This is a genomic window from Brevibacterium yomogidense (assembly GCF_016107685.1).
GTDB classification, from domain to species: Bacteria; Actinomycetota; Actinomycetes; order Actinomycetales; family Brevibacteriaceae; genus Brevibacterium; species Brevibacterium yomogidense.
In genome coordinates, this window is sequence record NZ_JABASY010000006.1 from 41486 (window position 1) to 59481 (window position 17996).

The 17996-nt window shown below is 69.2% G+C and carries 15 protein-coding genes and 1 tRNA gene; 11 read left to right on the top strand and 5 right to left on the bottom strand.

The features are described 5' to 3' along the window. The first annotated feature begins 1 nt into the window (after nucleotide 1). The 5 genes from JFC09_RS13710 (at nucleotide 2) to JFC09_RS13730 (ending at nucleotide 4249) form a co-directional block, all read left to right on the top strand. A complete protein-coding gene (locus JFC09_RS13710; RefSeq protein WP_232483614.1) occupies nucleotides 2–1504 on the top strand; it encodes a S8 family peptidase in 1503 nt (500 codons plus the stop codon). A gap of 32 nt (nucleotides 1505–1536) precedes the next feature. Continuing rightward, nucleotides 1537–2910 carry an NAD(P)/FAD-dependent oxidoreductase gene (locus JFC09_RS13715; protein ID WP_198394604.1) on the top strand — a complete coding sequence of 458 codons (1374 nt, stop codon included), beginning with the start codon at nucleotides 1537–1539 and terminating at the stop codon, nucleotides 2908–2910. A gap of 276 nt (nucleotides 2911–3186) precedes the next feature. Next, entirely contained in the window at nucleotides 3187–3702 is a 516-nt protein-coding gene (locus JFC09_RS13720) for a VTT domain-containing protein (RefSeq protein ID WP_198394605.1), read from the top strand. Nucleotides 3703–3727: 25 nt separating this feature from the next. Beyond that, nucleotides 3728–3804 (top strand) — tRNA-Leu (locus tag JFC09_RS13725). Nucleotides 3805–3892: 88 nt separating this feature from the next. Beyond that, nucleotides 3893–4249 carry a VOC family protein gene (locus JFC09_RS13730; RefSeq protein WP_198394606.1) on the top strand — a complete coding sequence of 119 codons (357 nt, stop codon included), beginning with the start codon at nucleotides 3893–3895 and terminating at the stop codon, nucleotides 4247–4249. A gap of 125 nt (nucleotides 4250–4374) precedes the next feature. On the opposite strand, the gene JFC09_RS13735 is transcribed toward JFC09_RS13730, so the two are convergent. Then, complete coding sequence (locus JFC09_RS13735) at nucleotides 4375–4605, bottom strand: TM2 domain-containing protein (protein ID WP_198394607.1); 231 nt, start codon at nucleotides 4603–4605, stop codon at nucleotides 4375–4377. A gap of 227 nt (nucleotides 4606–4832) precedes the next feature. Here JFC09_RS13735 and JFC09_RS13740 point away from each other — a divergent pair, with 227 nt between their 5' ends. Beyond that, nucleotides 4833–5996: an MFS transporter gene (locus tag JFC09_RS13740; RefSeq protein WP_198394608.1), complete on the top strand. Its 1164-nt coding sequence runs from the start codon at nucleotides 4833–4835 to the stop codon at nucleotides 5994–5996. 144 nt (nucleotides 5997–6140) lie between these two features. Here the strand turns inward: JFC09_RS13740 and JFC09_RS13745 are convergent, their stop codons facing one another. Continuing rightward, the gene (locus JFC09_RS13745) at nucleotides 6141–6473 is read right to left on the bottom strand and encodes a metal-sensitive transcriptional regulator (RefSeq protein ID WP_198394609.1); all 333 of its coding nucleotides are present in this window, start codon (nucleotides 6471–6473) and stop codon (nucleotides 6141–6143) included. Then, nucleotides 6470–8812 carry a heavy metal translocating P-type ATPase gene (locus tag JFC09_RS13750; protein WP_198394610.1) on the bottom strand — a complete coding sequence of 781 codons (2343 nt, stop codon included), beginning with the start codon at nucleotides 8810–8812 and terminating at the stop codon, nucleotides 6470–6472. The genes JFC09_RS13745 and JFC09_RS13750 overlap by 4 nt, the downstream gene beginning before the upstream one ends. A 228-nt stretch (nucleotides 8813–9040) precedes the next feature. Here JFC09_RS13750 and JFC09_RS13755 point away from each other — a divergent pair, with 228 nt between their 5' ends. The 3 genes from JFC09_RS13755 to ppk2 all read left to right on the top strand — a co-directional run bounded on the left by JFC09_RS13755 (nucleotide 9041) and on the right by ppk2 (nucleotide 13073). Then, the gene (locus tag JFC09_RS13755; protein WP_198394611.1) at nucleotides 9041–10459 is read left to right on the top strand and encodes an FAD-dependent oxidoreductase; all 1419 of its coding nucleotides are present in this window, start codon (nucleotides 9041–9043) and stop codon (nucleotides 10457–10459) included. Nucleotides 10460–10671: 212 nt separating this feature from the next. Continuing rightward, complete coding sequence (locus JFC09_RS13760) at nucleotides 10672–12057, top strand: MFS transporter (RefSeq protein ID WP_198394612.1); 1386 nt, start codon at nucleotides 10672–10674, stop codon at nucleotides 12055–12057. A gap of 104 nt (nucleotides 12058–12161) precedes the next feature. Continuing rightward, nucleotides 12162–13073, top strand: coding sequence for a polyphosphate kinase 2 (gene ppk2, locus JFC09_RS13765; RefSeq protein ID WP_198394613.1), 912 nt, complete (start codon nucleotides 12162–12164; stop codon nucleotides 13071–13073). Between the two features lie 677 nt (nucleotides 13074–13750). Here ppk2 and JFC09_RS13770 read toward each other — a convergent pair. Continuing rightward, nucleotides 13751–14989, bottom strand: a complete 1239-nt coding sequence (locus JFC09_RS13770; RefSeq protein WP_332839780.1) for a TIGR01906 family membrane protein — start codon at nucleotides 14987–14989, stop codon at nucleotides 13751–13753. Nucleotides 14990–15181: 192 nt separating this feature from the next. On the opposite strand from JFC09_RS13770, the gene JFC09_RS13775 reads away from it, so the two are divergent. Both JFC09_RS13775 and JFC09_RS13780 read left to right on the top strand, forming a co-directional pair. Continuing rightward, a complete protein-coding gene (locus JFC09_RS13775) occupies nucleotides 15182–15787 on the top strand; it encodes a hypothetical protein (RefSeq protein WP_198394615.1) in 606 nt (201 codons plus the stop codon). A gap of 204 nt (nucleotides 15788–15991) precedes the next feature. Continuing rightward, nucleotides 15992–16981, top strand: a complete 990-nt coding sequence (locus tag JFC09_RS13780; RefSeq protein WP_198394616.1) for a hypothetical protein — start codon at nucleotides 15992–15994, stop codon at nucleotides 16979–16981. Nucleotides 16982–17057: 76 nt separating this feature from the next. Here the strand turns inward: JFC09_RS13780 and JFC09_RS16940 are convergent, their stop codons facing one another. Next, nucleotides 17058–17981 (bottom strand): AEC family transporter, encoded by a 924-nt coding sequence (locus JFC09_RS16940; protein WP_198394617.1) that lies wholly within the window; start codon nucleotides 17979–17981, stop codon nucleotides 17058–17060. Nucleotides 17982–17996 lie beyond the last annotated feature (15 nt).

The window sequence follows — 17996 nt, forward strand, 5'->3', positions numbered from 1 at the left end:
GATGCCACGAGGACACGGGGCGCGCGGAATCGGGAGCGAGCGCGCGCGTCAGGCTGCGAGGCGGCGACGCCTGCGGAACCGCCTCCTCCAGATCCTGGCGATCCTTGCCGCTCTGGGACTCGTCGCCTCGACGATCTTCGGCAGCCCCGCAGGAGCCGCGGAAGCGGGCGCTGCCCAAGCGGGCACGCGAACCGGTCCGGCCTCCGCCACGGGAGCACAGAACCCCTTCGTGCGCGTCGCAGCGGCGCAGACCGACGACGACCTGCCCGAACCGGGACCCGGCCAGTGGTTCATGGAGCCCTACGACATCCCGGAGCTGTGGAAGGAGACCCGGGGTGAGGGCGTCACCGTCGCCGTCATCGATTCGGGTGTGAGCGACGAGCACGAGAACCTCACCGACCGCGTGACCGCGTCACGCGACTTCTCCGGCGCCGGCAAGGACGGCACGGAACCGGTCGGTGCGGACAGCATCATCCACCACGGCACGGCTGTGGCGGGGGTCGTCGCGGGCACCGGCGAGGGCAGCGGTCCGGTGGGCGTGGCACCGGAGGCGAGGATCGCCTCGGCGTCGGTGTGGTTGGGCGGCGGGGCACCGGCAGCGGCGCAGTCCACCCGGGTCCAGGCAGAGCAGGCCCTGCGCTGGGCGGTGGACAGCGGCGCCTCCGTCGTCAACATGTCGCTGGGCTGGGACGATCCCTCCTGGCCGCAGTCGTGGGACGACGCGTTCGCGTACGCCTATGAGAAGGACGCGGTCGTCATCGCCTGCGTGGGCAACCGGTCGCAGGGCGCGACCCAGGCGTGGTCGCCGGCCACCGTCCCCGGGGTAGTCGGCGTGGGCGGACTGACCAAGAGCGGTGAAGTGCGCCAGACGTCCTCCGCACCCGGGACGGCCGTGGACCTCATGGGCCCGGCTGAGGACATCCCCGTCCCGTACTGGGACGGCGGGTACGGGACCGCGGACGGCTGTTCGTTCGCGGCCCCCGTCGTCGCCGGCATCGCGGCGCTGCTGCGTTCCGCGCACCCGGACTGGTCGGCGGATCAGGTGGTCGCCGCACTGACGGAGACCGCCGGTCCCGTCGCGGGCCACGAGGGGCAGGGCACCGCCGAGGCGCCGGACCCCCTCGTGGGATACGGCCGGGTCGACCCCGGGGCCGCTCTCACGTGGGAGTCCCGCGATGACGTGCCCTCTGCATCCGATCAGCTGAGTGACTGGGTCGCGATGCACCGCCGGGCCGAGACCTCGGACGACGCCGCGCACCCCGGTGCCGAGGCGGCCGACGAGGACGACAGCGGCGGAGGCGCCCTGCCCGACGGCAGCGTCACCGCGGAAGGAGCGGCGGCGCCCCTGCTGGGACCGGTCGTCCTCGTCATCGGGGGACTGGCGGGTGCGGCACTGCTGGGAGGGTCGGTGGTCATCGTCGTCCGGAGTCGACGCCGAGGGTCGGCGGACGGTGACGGAGAGCCGCCTCCGAATGTGGCGAACCCGACCCCGGAAACCGGCTAGTGAAAAGTTTCACAAGGACTTAGGATGAGGGTATGGCTCTCATCAGAAACAACGCTCTGCGTCCGCGCATCCTCATCGTCGGCGGTGGCTACCTGGGCTTCGTGACCGCCCAGAACCTCCTCAAGGACCTGGGACGGGGTGAGGCCACAGTGACCGTGGTCGACCCCAACCCGTACCTCACCTACGCCCCGTTCCTGCCGGAGGTCGCCGGCGGCAGCATCGAACCCCGTCACGCGATCGTCCCGCTCCGCCGTCACCTCAAGGGTGCGGAGGTCATCACGGGATCCGTGGCGAGCATCGACCACGGCAAGAAGTTCGTCGTCATCGAGCAGGAGGGCTACGAGCCCTTCGAGCTCGACTACGACCAGATCGTCCTGGCGTCCGGCGCCGTCCCGCGCGCACTGCCCATCCCGGGCCTCGCGGAAGAGGGCATCGGCCTCAAGCGGATCGAGGAGGCCATCGCGCTGCGCGACCACGTCCTCAACCGCCTGGCAGAAGCATCGCTCATGGAAGACGACGCGGAACGCCGCAAGGCACTCACCTACGTGTTCGTGGGCGGCGGGTTCGCGGGCATCGAAGCCCTCGGCGAACTCGAGGACATGGCGCGTGCCGCCGTTGCCCAGTACGACACCCTCACGGAAGCGGACATCCGCTTCGTCCTCGTCGAGGCGCTGGGCCGCGTGATGCCCGAAGTGGGCGAGGCGCAGGCCCGCTGGGTCGTCGACCACCTGCGTGAGCGCGGCATCGACGTCTACCTCGATACCTTCCTCAAGGACTGCACCGACAAGCACATCGTGCTGTCGAACGGTGAGGAGTTCGACGCAGACCTCGTCGTCTGGAACGCCGGCGTCAAGGCGAACCCGATCCTCATCGATTCGGATCTGCCGATCGACGAGCGCGGCCGTGTCACGGTGCGCGCGGATCTGCGCGTCGAGAACGAAGAGGGCGTCGTCGAAGGTGCCTGGGCCGCGGGCGACAACGCCGCTGTCCCGGACCTGTCCGGAGAGGGCCCCGGCGGTTTCTGCGTCCCCAACGCCCAGCACGCGATGCGTCAGGCACCGGTGCTCGCGAAGAACCTCCTCGCGTCGATGCGCGGCGAGACCGTCTTCACGCAGTACTTCCACAAGTCGCTGGGCGCGGTCGCGGGCATGGGCCTCTTCAAGGGCGTCGCGCAGATGGGCAGCACGGAGCTGCGCGGACCCATCGCGTGGGCGCTGCACCGTCTCTACCACGGCTACGCGATCCCCACGACCGAACGCTCCGTCCGCGTGTTCGGCAACTGGGTGCTCAACACGGTGCTGGGCCGCGACCTCACAGCGCTCAAGGACATCGACGTGCCGCGCCGCGCGTTCGTCGAGGCTGCGAACTCCAAGCCTGCTCCCCAGAAGGAGAAGGCGAACGCCTGACGGTGAGGCTCTGACACTCTGAACGGGTCAGAGCGGACGAACCTGGTGGAGGCCCCGGACTGCGGTTCGGGGCCTCCTGTCGTCCGGGCGCAGTGTCAGCCTGGACGCAGATCACGTCGGGAGCCTGGACGCAGATCACGTCGGGAAGGGGAAGAAGTGGACCCTCCGCCGGCGTTGTGTGGTTAGGCTTGGCTTTGATGCGCTGCGGGCTGCGACGCGTCGCACCGTCGAGCGTGCCGTGACCGCGACGCACGAATACCCCGGGAGAGGAGTGGAATGGATCCGACCACGTGGAACCTTCCACTCGCGATCGTCTGGAGCATCATGTACGGGATCATCCTGTGCCGCGCAGGGGCGACGTATGCGCTGGGACGACTGACGCGCGGCGGGCTGTCGAAGTCACCGCGGATCCGCGCGCTGCTGGTGTCGCAGAAGTACGCCCGAGCGGAGGAGAGGGTGAACCGCTGGGGCGCGCCCGTCGTCGCGGTGAGCTTCTTGACGGTCGGTTTCCAGACTCTGGCGAACCTCGCCGCGGGGACCACCCGGATGCCATTGCTGCGCTACCTGGCTGCCCTGGCCGTCGGGGGAGCGGCGTGGGCGACCGTGTATTCGATCGTGGGGTTCGCGGGCTTCCGGGCGATCATGCTCGCGTACACGCGTGCACCTGTCCTCACGGTCGTCATCGCGGTCGCGGCCGCCGTGATCCTGGTCGTCGCGGTCGCACGGCCGGTGCGACGACGTGCCGCACGGCGAGAAGCAGTGCGCTCGGATGATGCGGAACCGCTAGTCTGAGTGCGGAGCGCGTGATGCGCTCTGCGCCCCTATAGCCCAACCGGCAGAGGCAGTCGACTTAAAATCGATTCAGTCTGGGTTCGAATCCCAGTGGGGGCACCACAGCGGGTTGTCGATCGGTCCCACGACGCGCACCATGGAAGAACCTGTTGTCCCTCCACGGGAAGAAGGCTCTGTCATGATCGGCCGCTTGAACACCACTGCCATGGACTGCCCCCAGCCCCGCCAGACAGCGAGGTTCTATCAGGCGCTGCTGGGCGGAACCCTCACCCCGGAAGAGGAAGACGCCGACTGGATCGACCTCGACGACCCGTCTGGCCGCCGCATCCTGTCCTTCCAGCGGGCGGAGGACTACGTCGCGCCCACGTGGCCGGACAACTCCGTTCCGCTGCAGATGCACATCGATATCCGGGTGGCGGGCTACGACGAGTCGGAGCCGACGATCTTCGCTGCCGGTGGTCGACTCCTGGACGACTCCGACGAGCACCCCAACTTCCGCGTCTACGCCGACCCCATCGGAAGACCGTTCTGCCTGGTCCTCAGCTGAGGTCGGCGGGAGACCCGGTCGGCACCGGGAGACGCCCGGTCAGCACCGGGACAGGTAGGTCGACACCGGGACAGGCCTGGTCGACACCGGGAGACGTCGACTCGGTACCGGGCGCCGCAGGCCGCTCAGGCGTAGCCGTACGCCCGCTTCGCATTCACCCGGCGCGTCTCGCCGCGGATCGTGAAGAGTGAGATGACCGTGCCGACGTAGAAGAAGCCGAGCGTAAGGAAGAAGAGGATCCCCTTGAGGATCTTCCCCAGGTAGAAATACTGGAGTCCGGCGACGAAGAAGAAGCCGAGGATCGTGAGGACGAGCGCCAGGCCCTCGTCCTTGGCGGGCAGTGCGGGGTGGGACACGGTGCCTCCTGAAGTGTGGATGAACTGGCTGCGGGGTGCCGATCGACCGCACGGGCAACCGGCGCCTCCTCTGATTCTCGCATCGCGGCCCGCCCCTGTCGGTAGGGGTGGCCCTCCCGTCCCCGTCCGGAATGCCCGCCCTATGATGAAACGGTGACGACGACCACGGGGGAAGCTGCTCGACGACAGACGGCGCCGCTTCACCACGTGAGCGGGGGAGTCACCACGTGAACGACCGTCCCCGAGGCGGGCTCACCGCGCTCTGCATCGCCCAGATCGTCAGCTGGGGCCTTCTCTACTATTCGCTGCCCGTCGCTGTAGCGCCGATCTCCCAGGACACGGGTTGGAGCCACACCGTCATCACCGCGGCACTGTCCGCCGGACTGATCGTGTCCGCGCTCGCCGGGATCCGTGTGGGCCGCCTGCTGGATACGAGCAGTCCACGTGCCGTCATGGCGTCCGGCTCCGTCGTGGGCGTCGTCGCGCTCCTCCTGGTCGCGTGGTCGCCCAACCTCCCGATGTTCTTCGTCGGGTGGCTCGTCGCGGGCTTCTCCCAGTCGGCAGTCCTCTACCCGCCGGCGTTCGCTGTGATCACCCGGTGGTACGGGGATCGCCGGGTGGGTCCGCTCACGACCGTCACCCTGGTGGGCGGCCTCGCCTCCACCGTGTTCGCTCCGCTCATCGCGTTCCTCATCGACACGTTCGGGTGGAGGGCGAGCTACGTCGTCATGGCGGGGATCCTCGCGGTGGTGACGGTGCCGCTGCACACGCTCTTCCTCAACCGCCGATGGACCGACACCATCGCGACGAGCGAAGAGGCGAGCCCCGCTGCGGAGATCCGGAGCGTGACGCGGTCACGGCAGTTCCGCACCCTCCAGATCGCGATGGCGGTGGCGACGTTCACGCTCTTCGCCGTCACCATCAACATCATCCCGATGTTCCTGGAGCGGGGGATGAGCTATTCGACCGCAGCGTTCGCGCTGGGACTCATCGGGGCAGGGCAGCTGGTGGGCCGCATCGGCTATACGTGGCTGGCCCACGGGACGACGACTCGGACCCGCACCACCGTCATCTTCACTGTGGGCGCGGCCGGGCTGTGGGCGCTCGCGGTCCTGCCGGGACCGTTCTGGCTGCTCATCGCCGTCGCGGTGCTTGCCGGTGCAGCACGCGGGTGCCATACCCTGCTGCAGGCGACGGCGGTCTCCGACCGGTGGGGGATCAGGAACTTCGGGGCCGTCAACGGCGTCTTCACCGCCCCCATGACGTTCGTCGGCGCGCTCGCCCCCGTGGCCGGTCCCGCCGTCGCGGGACTGCTGGGCGGCTACCCGCACATGGCCGTCGTCATGGCGGTCCTGCTCAGCACTGCCGCCCTGGTCACGCGCCGCACCTGAGGCCGTCGCACGTCACGGCCCCACAACGGCCCCCCACAGGAGACTTCCCGCGCATGAGGGCCCGCGCGCATGAGGGTCTGAGCCCGGGCAGTCGTCCTGCGTTCCGTCGTTCCCGTTCGGTCAGGTATCAGCACGTTCCACCACTCAGGACTTCACGAGTCTCCTGATCGCGTCGGCCGCCTCCGTCACCTTCTCCTCAGCGGATCCTGCCCGTGCTGCGTCGACGACGCAGTGCGCCAGGTGGTCCTCGAGGAGGGTGAGTGCGACGTTCTCCAGGCCCGAGGTCGTGGCGCTCACCTGAGTGAGGACGTCGATGCAGTACTTGTCCTCGTCGATCATGCGGGCGAGGCCGCGCACCTGCCCCTCGATCCGACTCAGCCGCGCCAGCAGCCGCTTCTTGTCGCCGGAGTAGCCGTGCGTGTGCGCGGCCGCAGTCGTGTCCTTCGTCAGCTCACCGCTGTCCGGTGATGTGCTCATGTCTGATCCTTCTGTTCTGTGGGACGGAATCCGCGCAGTCGCAGGCTGTTGGTGACGACGAAGACGGAGGAGAACGCCATCGCGGCTCCGGCGATCATGGGGTTGAGGAGTCCCAGCGCCGCGAGCGGGATCGCCGCTGCGTTGTACGCGAAGGCCCAGAAGAGGTTCCCCCGGATCGTGCGCAGCGTCCGCCGTGACAGGTCGATCGCGTCGGTCGCCGCGACGAGGTCACCGGCGACCAGCGTAATATCCGCAGCCTCGATCGCTGCATCCGTGCCGGTGCCCATCGCCAGGCCCAGGTCGGCCGCCGCGAGTGCCGGCGCGTCATTCACACCGTCGCCCACCATCGCGACGGTGCGCCCCTCACTCTGCAGCCGCTTCACGTGATCGACCTTGTCCTCCGGGAGCACTTCTGCGATCACCTCGTCGATCCCGGTCTGCTGCGCGACGTCCTGGGCGACATCCCTGTTGTCGCCGGTGAGCAGCACGACGCGCAGATCCTGTGCGTGGAGGCGCGCGATCGCACGGGGCGAGGACTCCTTGACGGTGTCCGCGATGAGGATGACGCCGCGCGCCTCCCCGTCCCAGCCGACGACCATCGCCGTCCGGCCCCGCGCGCCCGCCTCGTCGAACGTCTGCCGCACGGCGGCAGGCACCGACCAGCCGGCGTCGTCGAAGAGGAGCGCGCGGCCTGCCATGACGGCGCGCCCCTCCACGGTCCCGCGCACACCGCGTCCGCGCACGTTCTCGAAGTCGACGACGGCGGGCAGGGGAGACGCAGCATGGTCGACGACCGCGCGGGCGACCGGGTGCTCCGACCCGGCCTCCAGGGCGCCCGCCAGCCGGAGGAAGGCGGCGGGGTCGACGGATTCGGCGACGACGACCTCGGCGACGGTCATGCGGCCGGTCGTCACAGTGCCCGTCTTGTCGAGCACGATGGTGTCGATGCCGCGGGCGGTCTCGAGGACCTCGGGGCCGCGGATGAGGATGCCCAACTGGGCGCCACGGCCGGTGCCGACCAGCAGCGCCGTGGGGGTGGCGAGGCCCAGCGCGCACGGGCAGGCGATGATGAGGACCGCGACCGCAGACGTCATCGCGGGAGTGAACCCGTAGCCCAGCAGCATCCACACGACGAAGGTGACGACGGCGATCGCCATCGCGATCGGCACGAAGATCGAGGAGACGCGGTCGGCGAGCCGCTGGACGTCGGCCTTGCCGGACTGCGCGTCCTCGACGAGCTTCGCCATCCGCGCCAGCTGGCTGTCCCTGCCCACCCGCGTCGTGCGGACGAGGAGGCGACCCGATTCGTTGACGGTCCCGCCCGCCACGGGATCGCCGGAGGCGACCTCGACGGGCACGGATTCGCCTGTGAGCATCGAGGCGTCGACGGCGGAGCGGCCGTCGACGACCGTGCCGTCCGCGGCGATCGTCTCACCCGGCCGCACGACGAACTCGTCATCGACGCGCAGGCGCTCGACGGGGATGCGGACCTCCGCACCGTCCCGGACGACCGCGACGTCCTTGGCGCCCAGCTCCAGCAGGGTCCGCAGCGCCGCACCGGCAGAGCGGCGCGACCGCTTCTCCAGGTAGCGCCCCAGCAGCACGAACGTGATGACACCCGCCACCACCTCGAAGTAGACGTCGCTCAGCTCCCCACCGTGGCCGCCCAGGTGCAGGGTGAAGTCGAAGCCGTGGCGCATGTCCGCGTGGCCCGCGGTGCCGAAGAGCAGGGCTGCGAGCGACCAGACGAACGCCGCCGTCGTGCCGACCGTGATGAGGGTGTCCATCGTGACCGCGCGGTGGCGAAGATTCACGAACGTGGACACGTGGAACGGCCACGCCGAGTACAGGAACACCGGTGCCGTGAGCGCGAGCGACACCCAGCCCCAGTAGTCGAACTGGAGCGGTGGCACCATGGCCATCGCGACGACCGGGACCGTGAGGACGATCGCGGTGATCAGCCGCCACCACAGGCCGCGCAGTTCGCGGGCGGCGCGTTCGTCGGCCTCTGCCAGCGCGTCGTCGCCCGCCAGTTCCGCGGTGTACCCGGTCTGCTCCACGACATCGACGAGCAGCGACGGGTCGAGGTCCACCGGAGCGTGCACGGTCGCCTTCTCCGTCGCGTAGTTCACGCTCGCGCTGACTCCGTCGACCCGGTTGAGCTTCTTCTCCACACGCGCAGCGCACGACGCGCACGTCATGCCGCCGATGAGCAGTTCGAGGTCTGCGCCGTCCCCGCCGGTTATGGCGGGTGCCGTGGTCGTGGCAGGCGCGGTGCTGGTTGCAGGCGCGGTGGCAGTGCCCGCGGCTGCCGGGGCCGTGCCGTCCTGGGTCGTCATGCTGGTCGCTCCTTCGTGTCCGCAGGGGTGCGAGACAACTCCAGCATACCCCTAGGGGGTATCTGAGGGAAGGGATGGTGGGCGCTCGACGGTGTGGTCCACGACACCCCTCAGGTGCGTGGCAGGCACCACCGACGCGTGGCAGATACTACCGACGCGTGGCAGATACTACCGGCGCGTGGCGGACACCACAGGTGCGTGGCGGGGTGCGGGGATAGGCTCGAAGGGATGGACTCTCCGATCGTCGTCGCAGGCGGAGGCGCTGCTGGCCGCGCCGCCGTGCAGACGCTGCTCACGCTGACCGACCAGCCGATCGTCCACCTCGCCGGGCCGTCCGGTGAGGCGATCGACCGCACCCTCGTCGACAAGGCCCTCATGACCGGTCGCGTGTCACCGGACCGCGCCGTCGCCATGCGGCCGCCGCTCGACGGCGTCGACACCCGTTTCGACACACTCGCATCCGTCGCCGAGGTGCCGGCAGGCTCGGATACGACTGTCGCCGAGGTGCCGGTCGGGTCGATCTCCGATGCCGCTGTGGTCGCGGGAACCGGGGAGGCACCAGCTGGCCCTGATACCGCCGCCTGTCCTGGGCGGGGCTCCTCGCGACTGGCGCTCACCCTGGGGTCCGGGGGAGTGCTGGGCGCGGCGGGACTCATCGTCGCGACGGGGTCGACGCCGCGCCGCCTCGACGTGCCGGGTCTCGAGGAGTGGGTGCGTGCAGAGCGCATCTCGACACTCCACTCCGTGACCGATGCCCTGCGGATCCGTGAGCTCCTCGAAGAGGTCGACGGTGCGCGTGTGCTGGTGAGTGGGACCGGTCTCGTCGGCGCCGAGGCCGCGAGCCTCCTCACCGAGGCGGGGCACCACGTCACGCTCGTGGCACGTTCGGCGGTTCCGGGTGCCGCAGGACTGGGAGCGACGATCGCCGGCCGCCTCGCGACGATCCACGAGGGTGCGGTCGAGACGCGGTGGGGGACCTGGGTGGTCGCGCTGCGTGAAGGGGTCGCAGCTCTCTCCGACGGGTCCGAGGTCGAAGCGGACCTCGTCGTCGTCGCCCACGGCGCGGAACCGCACATCCCGGGAGGATTGCTGCGTGACGAGACGCCCGACGATCGCGCTCGTCCCGACGGCAGCCGCGGGGACGGCAGCAGCCCGGATGAGGGTCGCTCCGATGCCAGTCGCCCCAGTCGCGGGGGCGGCAGTGCTCGCGGTGCGGGGCACGGCAGTGCCGCCGACGCAGGTGTTCCTGTCGACGACCGGCTGCGCTCCGCGGGCTGGGAGAACGTCCTCGCCGCGGGCGCGGTCGCACGCTTCGGGCCGCAGCCGTACCGTGTCGACCACTGGGACGACGCCGAGGCGCAGGGGGCCCACGCGGCACGGACGCTGCTCCACGACCTCGGCGACGGTGACGATCCCGGACCGTACCGGCCGTGGAGCCCGTGGTCCGCACGCATCCACGGCCGCCAGCTGGCCGGCTTCGGCCACCCGCTGCCGGGGTCGACGGAGCGGATCGTGAGCGAGGACCCTCTCCTCGTCGAGTTCATTTCTGCAGCAGACGGTGCCGACACCGTCTGCGCGGTCGTCGGACTGGACGCCGGCCGGGCACTGCGGGACCACGCGCGGACCATCGGCCCACACGCGCCGTGAGGGGAGACGCGGGCAGCGGAGGTTCGGACCTGGCGGGGAGACACGGGCCCAGTGGGGAGACGGGGCCCAGTGGGGAGACAGGCTCACGAGAGGGCGCGGGGAGGAGACCCCGGTCTCGGGTGTGAGCGTTGAGCGCGGGTGAAGACCTTGCAGCATGTCCGGTCAGCGGACCGTGAGCGACCGCATGCTGAACCCGGGCGTAACCTGCGGGTATGACCCCGCACGCCGCCCCGGACTTCCCGGATCACCGCAGCAAGGTGCTCGCGTGGCGCGGTCTCATCCTGGGTGTGATCGCGCAGCTGTTCTTCACGATCGTCATCGCCGGGCCTGCATTCCTCATCCCCCACCTGCGCACGGACAAGGGCTTCACTCTCGCCGAAGCGGGAATGGCCGGCACATCGACGAGCGTCGGCATGGTCATCACCCTCGTCGCCTGGGGTGCGCTCGCCGACAGGCGCGGTGAGCGGCTGGCCCTCAGCCTGGGACTCCTCCTCTGCTCCGTCGCCACGGCAGGGGGCTTCGCCCTCGCGGTGGCAGGGCTCCTGGATTCGCTGCTGCCGCTCGTCCTCGTCCTCGCGCTGGCGGGCGGGATCGGCGCGAGCGTCAACACCGCGACCGGGCGCGTCGTCGCCGGCTGGTTCCCCCGCCACCAGCGCGGAACCGCGATGGGGATCCGACAGATGGCACAGCCGTTGGGCACCGCCGTCGCCGCGGTCCTCGTTCCTCCGCTCGCCGCGCTCTGGGGGATCCCCGGCTTCTTCGCCGTGACCAGTGTGCTGTGCCTGCTCATCGGGATCGGGTGCGTGCTGGGAGTCGTCGACCCGCCGCGTCCCGGCAGACGTGAGCTCACAGTGCCCGACCCGGACGGCGCCGCAGCGGTGGAAGCCGCAGAACCGGAGACCGGTCGGGCGGTGGGGGCCGGACAGATGGCGGGTGGCGGGCAGGTCCCGGTGGCCGGCCGCAACGCTGGGGTGGGCCCGGGTAACGGGGGCAGGAACTCAGCCGGCACCTCGGCGGTGGTGAATCCGTACCGGGAGGACTCGTTCCTCTGGCGCATCCATGCAGTGTCCGCACTGCTGGTCGTCCCACAGATCACCTTCGCGACGTTCGGGCTCGTGTGGCTCATCGATACGCAGGACCTGTCCGCGCAGACTGCGGGACTCCTCGTCGGGGCGGCACAGCTCGCAGGGGCGTTCGCCCGACTCGCGATGGGAGGGGCGAGCGACCGCGCGCCCTCGCGGGTCATCGTCCTGCGGTGGGTCGCCTGGGCTGCGGCGCTCCTCACCGGTTCCGTCGCCGTGGTCTCCCTGGGCGTTCTGCCGGTGGTGGCGGGTGTCCTGTTCGCCCTCGCCTCCGCGGCGTCCGTCGCGGACAACGGGCTGGCGTTCACCTCCATCGCGGAGGCGTCGGGATCCCGCTGGTCCGGCAAGGCGATGGGCATCCAGAACACCGGCCAGCATCTGCTGTCGGCGGGGGTGGGGCCGGGGGTCGGGGCGCTCATCGCGACACTCGGCTACCCGCTGGCACTGGGGTGCGTCGCGGTGTTCCCTGTCGTGGCCTCGTTCCTCGTCCCCGAACGGGACCTTGAAAGATCGTGAGGGCGTATGAGGTGCGTGCGGGTTGCGTGGGCCCACGCATTCAGTCGTCGTTCACTCGTCCCCTATAGCGTTCTGTACAAGGCGACGACACCGGAGGGGCGATCATGGCGGCACTGCATCCGCGGCAGCAGGAGAACCTGCGACAGTACATCGATCGCCTCCACCTGGAGGGGTACCGGGTCATCGACGGGCACACCCCCGACCCGGATCTCATCGACCCGGGCGGCGCGGCGGTCGAGACATGGCGCGAGGACTACCCGTACGACGAGCGGATGGACCGCGAGGACTACGAGCTCGAGAAGTACTTCCTCCAGATCGAGCTGCTGAAGTTCCAGTACTGGGGGCAGGACACCGGACGCAAGCACGTCATCGTCTTCGAAGGTCGCGATGCGGCGGGCAAGGGCGGCACCATCAAGCGCTTCACGGAGCACCTCAACCCGCGGGCGGCCCGCGTCGTCGCGCTCAACAAGCCGTCAGACGTGGAGCAGGGGCAGTGGTACTTCCAGCGCTACATCCAGCACCTGCCGACGTCCGGCGAGTTCGTCATGTTCGACCGCTCCTGGTACAACCGGGCGAACGTCGAACGTGTCATGGGCTTCTGCACGGACGAGGAGTACGAGATCTTCATGGAGCAGGCGCCCCAGTTCGAGAAGATGCTCATCGACTCCGACATCCACGTGACGAAGTTCTGGTTCTCCGTCACCCAGGCGGAACAGCGCACCCGCTTCGCGATCCGCCAGATCGACCCCGTGCGGCAGTGGAAGCTGTCCCCGATGGACCTCGAGTCGCTGGACCGGTGGGAGGACTACACCGCGGCGAAGGAGGCAACGTTCATGCGTACCGACACGGACTTCGCTCCCTGGATCACCATCAAGTCGAACGACAAGAAGCGTGCACGCCTCAACGCGATGCGCTACTTCCTCAACCAGTTCGACTATGACGGCAAGGACACCTCCGTCGTCTACCCGGCCGACGAGAACCTTGTGAAACGTGGACGCGACGCGGTGGGGGACTGAGGCACGGTAGTGGCTGCGGCGCGGTGGGGGTGAGGCGTGGTGGGGACTGACTGCACCTCGAGCGCATGATGTGCCCCTACGTCCGCGTACAGGACCGTTCAGCGCGAAGAATCGGTCCTGTACGCACACGTAGGTGTAGGGATGTCCTGTACGCGGACGTAGGGGCCCAGGGTCAAGGGGTCCGTGAGCCCAGGGGCCGAGGGATCTGGGCTCCCAGGACCCCCATAACCCGAGGAGCCCCATAACCCCAGGCGCCCTAGACCCCTAGGCATCAGGAGGTCGTCGACACGATCCCGCCTGGGTGTCTGAGGGTCTGTCACCGGCCGGGTGAGAGGGGAAAGCTCACCCGGCCGGTCACACTCAAGGGGCATCGCCGCCCGGTCAGCCGCGTGGGGCGGCAGTGCCCCTGTCGGCAACGATGCGGGCGTCAGTGCCCGGTGGCCCGCGAAGTCGCGGCTACGGTCGATCAACCGCGTGAAAGCGGCGACAATCGAGTGGCGGTCGCGCGGCAGTCTTTGAGAGACGGCCGCGCGGAGTGCAGCCAGGAGACGGCCGAATCGCTGAGGGCCTACTCCACGACCCGGGGCGCTCCACTCCTCAGCACCACCCGCCAGCTCACCTCACGGCACCCGCCAGCTCACCGCACCTCAGCTCACCTCGGCCAACTGCACCGCACCTCACTGCACTGCCCGGCGTTTGCGGCCCACGAAGCTCATGCAGAACGCGAAGATGCACAGCGCCAGGATGATGACGGCGATGGCGATGCCGGCGTCGACCCAGAACTGCGGTGGGAAGAGACGGATGAGGGAGTCGTCCATGTAGAACGTCCAGGTGCCGTCTGCGAAGAAGACGTTGTGGAAGCCGGTGAAGAACTGGTCCCAGCCGATGACGGCGAGCACGGTGAGGGCGGCGAAGAGGACGAGCGTGACGATCGGTCCTGCCCGGAGGCTGCCGCGGATCCCGCTGCCGGTGGGACGGCACTTGTAGAGGCCGAACACGATGATCCCGATCGCGCCGATGACGGCGACGAGGGTGAGGATGCCGATGAGGGTCTTCACGTCCGCCATGTGCGCGATCTCGCCGGAGGTGAAGACGGGCGTTCCGTCGGGCAGCACGACGTCGGACAGGTATCGTTCCGTCGCCAGGTTGAAGAGGTAGTCGACGGTGTAGGACCCGTAGTGCAGGCGGTCCGCGTCGGTGAAGCCGTACTGGTCGTCGGGGAAGCCGGGCCGCCACGAGTAGGTCCAGGACAGGAACCATCCGGAGGCGACGGCACGCACTGCCAGTGCGAGTGCGACGAAGGGGAAGGCGATCGTGATCCAGATCGCGCCGATCACGTCGAGGGGGGTGCGTCTGCGGACGGGCATCTCGACGGTGCGGGAGGCCATCGAAGCTTCCGCCGCCCGCATCTCGTTCCGGTCCGCGTCGACCTTCGCCGCCCGCTTCGCGGCCTTCCGTTCGCTGCGGGTGAGCTTCTTCGTGGGGGCGTCACCGGCCGGTGCTGCGGTGCTCTCCCCGTTGAGGAGGGCCCATTCCTCGTCCGTGAACATGTCGGGTCGCGCCGTCGCGCCCGCTGCGCTGCTCACCCCGTCTGCTGGGGCACCCGCCGCCGAGGCCCCCTCCAGTCCCGGCTCCGTCCCGCCTGGGGCGTCCGTGCCGGTGTGGGAGACGGGGTCGAACTCGGCGGTCGGCTGGTCTTCGACCGGGGCGTCGTGGATCGGGTCGAAGGCGGCGGTGGCATCCGGATCGAACGCGGCGGCGTCGAACGTGTCCGCGCGTCCGGATTCGTGCGCGCCCGCATTCGCCCCGCTGTCGTCGTCGGCGTACTGAGCCGCAGTGGGGTCGTCCCCGTCCGGCTGAGAGCTCAGCCGTCGGGAGAGGAGGTCCTTCGGCTCGTTCGAATCGTCGGCATTCACGTCTTCATTGTGGACGGAGGTGCGCCGCCTTCCCGGGAGGACACGCCCGTGGGGCGGTTCCGCACAGAGAGGGCACGGCAGTCGGGGAGCGGCTACCAGGGAGTGCATGTTCCACGATTCAGGGCTTGCACAGTGCGTGAGCGTGGGCTTCCACCCCTTCCCGCGCGGGCCGGGCAGGACTACCGTGGAGTCATGGACGACCTGGTGAGAATCTTCGGTCCTCGCGTGCGTTCCGTCCTCGCGGAGGAGTTCCGACGGCAGCTGTCCGTTGTGGGCGGTGGTGACGATGTCTACGCCGCCACGGTGTGTCATGCAGACGGACTTGCGTGGTGGACGGCCGTGAACACTCCGGCATTCCACGACGAGGACGTGAGGGGGCAGGTGTCGACTGCTGCGGAAGTGGGAGGCGGGAGCGAGTACCCAGGAACGGGCTCGCCCGGAGGCGAGCGGTACTGGCGCTGGTACCCCGGAGGATGGGGCGCACCCAAGGCGAAGGGGTCACCGCAGTCGGAAGACCTCCTGGCGGACCTGGAGGCATGGATCTCGGACACCTCGCACACGAAGTCGAGCACGTGGACGGACATGAAGCGTGGCCTCGTCGATCTCCTCATGTCATCCGTGGGCTCGTCGGATGTCCGTTCGGTGTTCAGCGAGGTGGGTGCGACACCCGTCCTCTACGTCGTCGAGGCGGACGGCGATCCTGCGCAGACGGTGCTGTCTCTCGAGACGCTCAATGACGACCACCCGGACCCGTCCGCACTGGATGATGCCCTGGCATTCTGGCGCGATGTGACGTGACGGCGCACGCGCGCACGTGAACTCCGCGCGACGATGTGACGGGCTCCTGCATGTGACGTGACCCCCACACGTGTCGCAGAACTGTTACCGCGTGCGGCTCGAGGGTGAAAGGGGGGGCTGACAGACTCTCGTTGTACGGGTTTCGTGGCAGCCGCCCGGCTGATCGTCGGGGTTCTGGGCGCCGTGTCAGCAGGGAGTCACAGTATGCAGACTGCGGTCTTGGTCCTCGACAGGGAGAACTCCCGTATCACCGCGGAGCGGTTCGCAGCGCAGTACCTGAGTGATTGGGGTACGGAGGCACGGATCACCCGATCGGACGACCCGATCGAGGTGCGGCCGGCCGAGGCCGAGGCCAGCCCGCCCGAGAACGAAGCTCACCTGCCAGAAGACGAAGCTCATCCGGCTGAGCGCCGCGGGTTCCGCGTGGAGGTGGGCGGCGGGGTGCTGGAGGTCGTCCAGTCCTCAGTGCCGTTCACAGCGGCAGCGGGGTTCGCGGAGTGGGAGGACCTGGGCGCGATGTGGCCGCGAGACAGGGCGTTCAACGCGGCGCACCCCGCCCATGTCTCCGTGGCGTGCGGCTCCACAGGCATCGACGTCAAGCAGGCTTCGCACCTGGTCACGCAGGCGCTGGCGTCCCTCGTCGCCCTGATCGACAGCGCGCACGCGATCGTGTGGCCGACGGCTCGTCACCCGATCGAACCGTCGCTGCTGCGGAAGATCGCACTCGATCCCCGTGTCGAGGGGCGTGTGCCGTTGTGGGTGTCCGTCGAGACCGTGACCGCGGTCGATGGTTCCCCGGTGGGACGGACCGAGGGGATGGTGGAGTTCGGGCATCCGGAGTTCGAGGTTGCCGAGGCTGATGAGAGTGCCGCTGACCTCGTCACCTTCCTGCTGAGGCTCGCGTCGTTCTCCGTCTCCCGAGGTGCGATCCCGCCGGGACAGACCGTCGCCTCTCCGTCCGGTCCGCGCCGCATCATCGTCGGCGACGCGATGTTCGCGGACGACGCGATCGTCCATCGGATCCTGCCGACACGACTCAGCAGGGAACTCCCACAGGACCCTGACGGCCCTCGACCGCGCGACCCCCACGGCTCTGCTTCACCTCGATCGATCTCCGCCAGGAGCTCTGCCCCCTCTCCGCGTTCTGCCGTCCCGAAGAGGCGCGGTTTCTGGGCTCGATTCTTCCGCAGCTGAGGGCTCGTGACGCCCCCTCTCCAAACGCGCACGAAGCCGCCGGGGAGGGGCTCAGTCGAGCGGCTTGCACCCAGCCTCAGCCGAGCAGCACGGAGCAGAGGAGGATAGCCGGGACGGACAGCATTGTGGTGATGAAGACGCTGTCGCGCATGAGTGTCTCGGACTGCCGGTACCGCATCGCGTAGATGTAGACGTTCTGGGCGGTGGGCAGGGCAGAGGTGACGACGATCGCGAGCAGGTCGTTCCCCGTCCACCCGAGGATCGGTCCGCCGATCACCCATGCGAGCACGGGCTGGATGATGAGCTTCGTGCCCGTGATGATCGTCAGCTGCGAGCGGGTGCCCTTGAGCGGCAGCTTCCAGCCGTCCTTGAAGCTCAGCCCGAATGCCAGGAGGGCGCCGGGGACCGCCATGTCGCCCATCATGCTGAGGGGGTCGAACAGGACGGGCGGCACGGTGAATCCGGTGCCGGACACGACGATGCCTGCGACTGCGCCGATGACGATCGGGTTGCGCGCGATCGTCCAGATCGGTGACCACCAGTGGTCGATCTTCCCCTGCCGGAGGGTGTCGAGGACGGCCATGCCGACGGGTGCGAGCAGGAGCAGCTGGAACAGCAGCACCGGTGCGACGTAGGCGATGTCGCCCAGCACGTAGATCGCGATCGGGATGCCCAGGTTGCCGATGTTGACGTAGCTGACGGCCCACGCGGAGAACATCGCCTCACCCGTCGTTCGCCCGCGCAGCCACCGGGTGAGGACGAAGAGCGCGACGGCGCAGAGTACGGCGGAGCCGCCTGTGGCGATGAGTTGGGACGAGAAGATGAACGTGAGGTCTGTCGTCGAGATCATCGTGAAGAGAAGGGTGGGCGTCGCCAGATAGAACACGATCCCGGCGAGCACCTTCTGCGCGTACGGTCCGAGTACTCCGGCACGGCCCAGCGCGAAGCCGGTGAGGATGACCACGGCGATGACGCCGAAGCCTTCGAACACTCCGAGCACTCGGGCCCCCTCTCA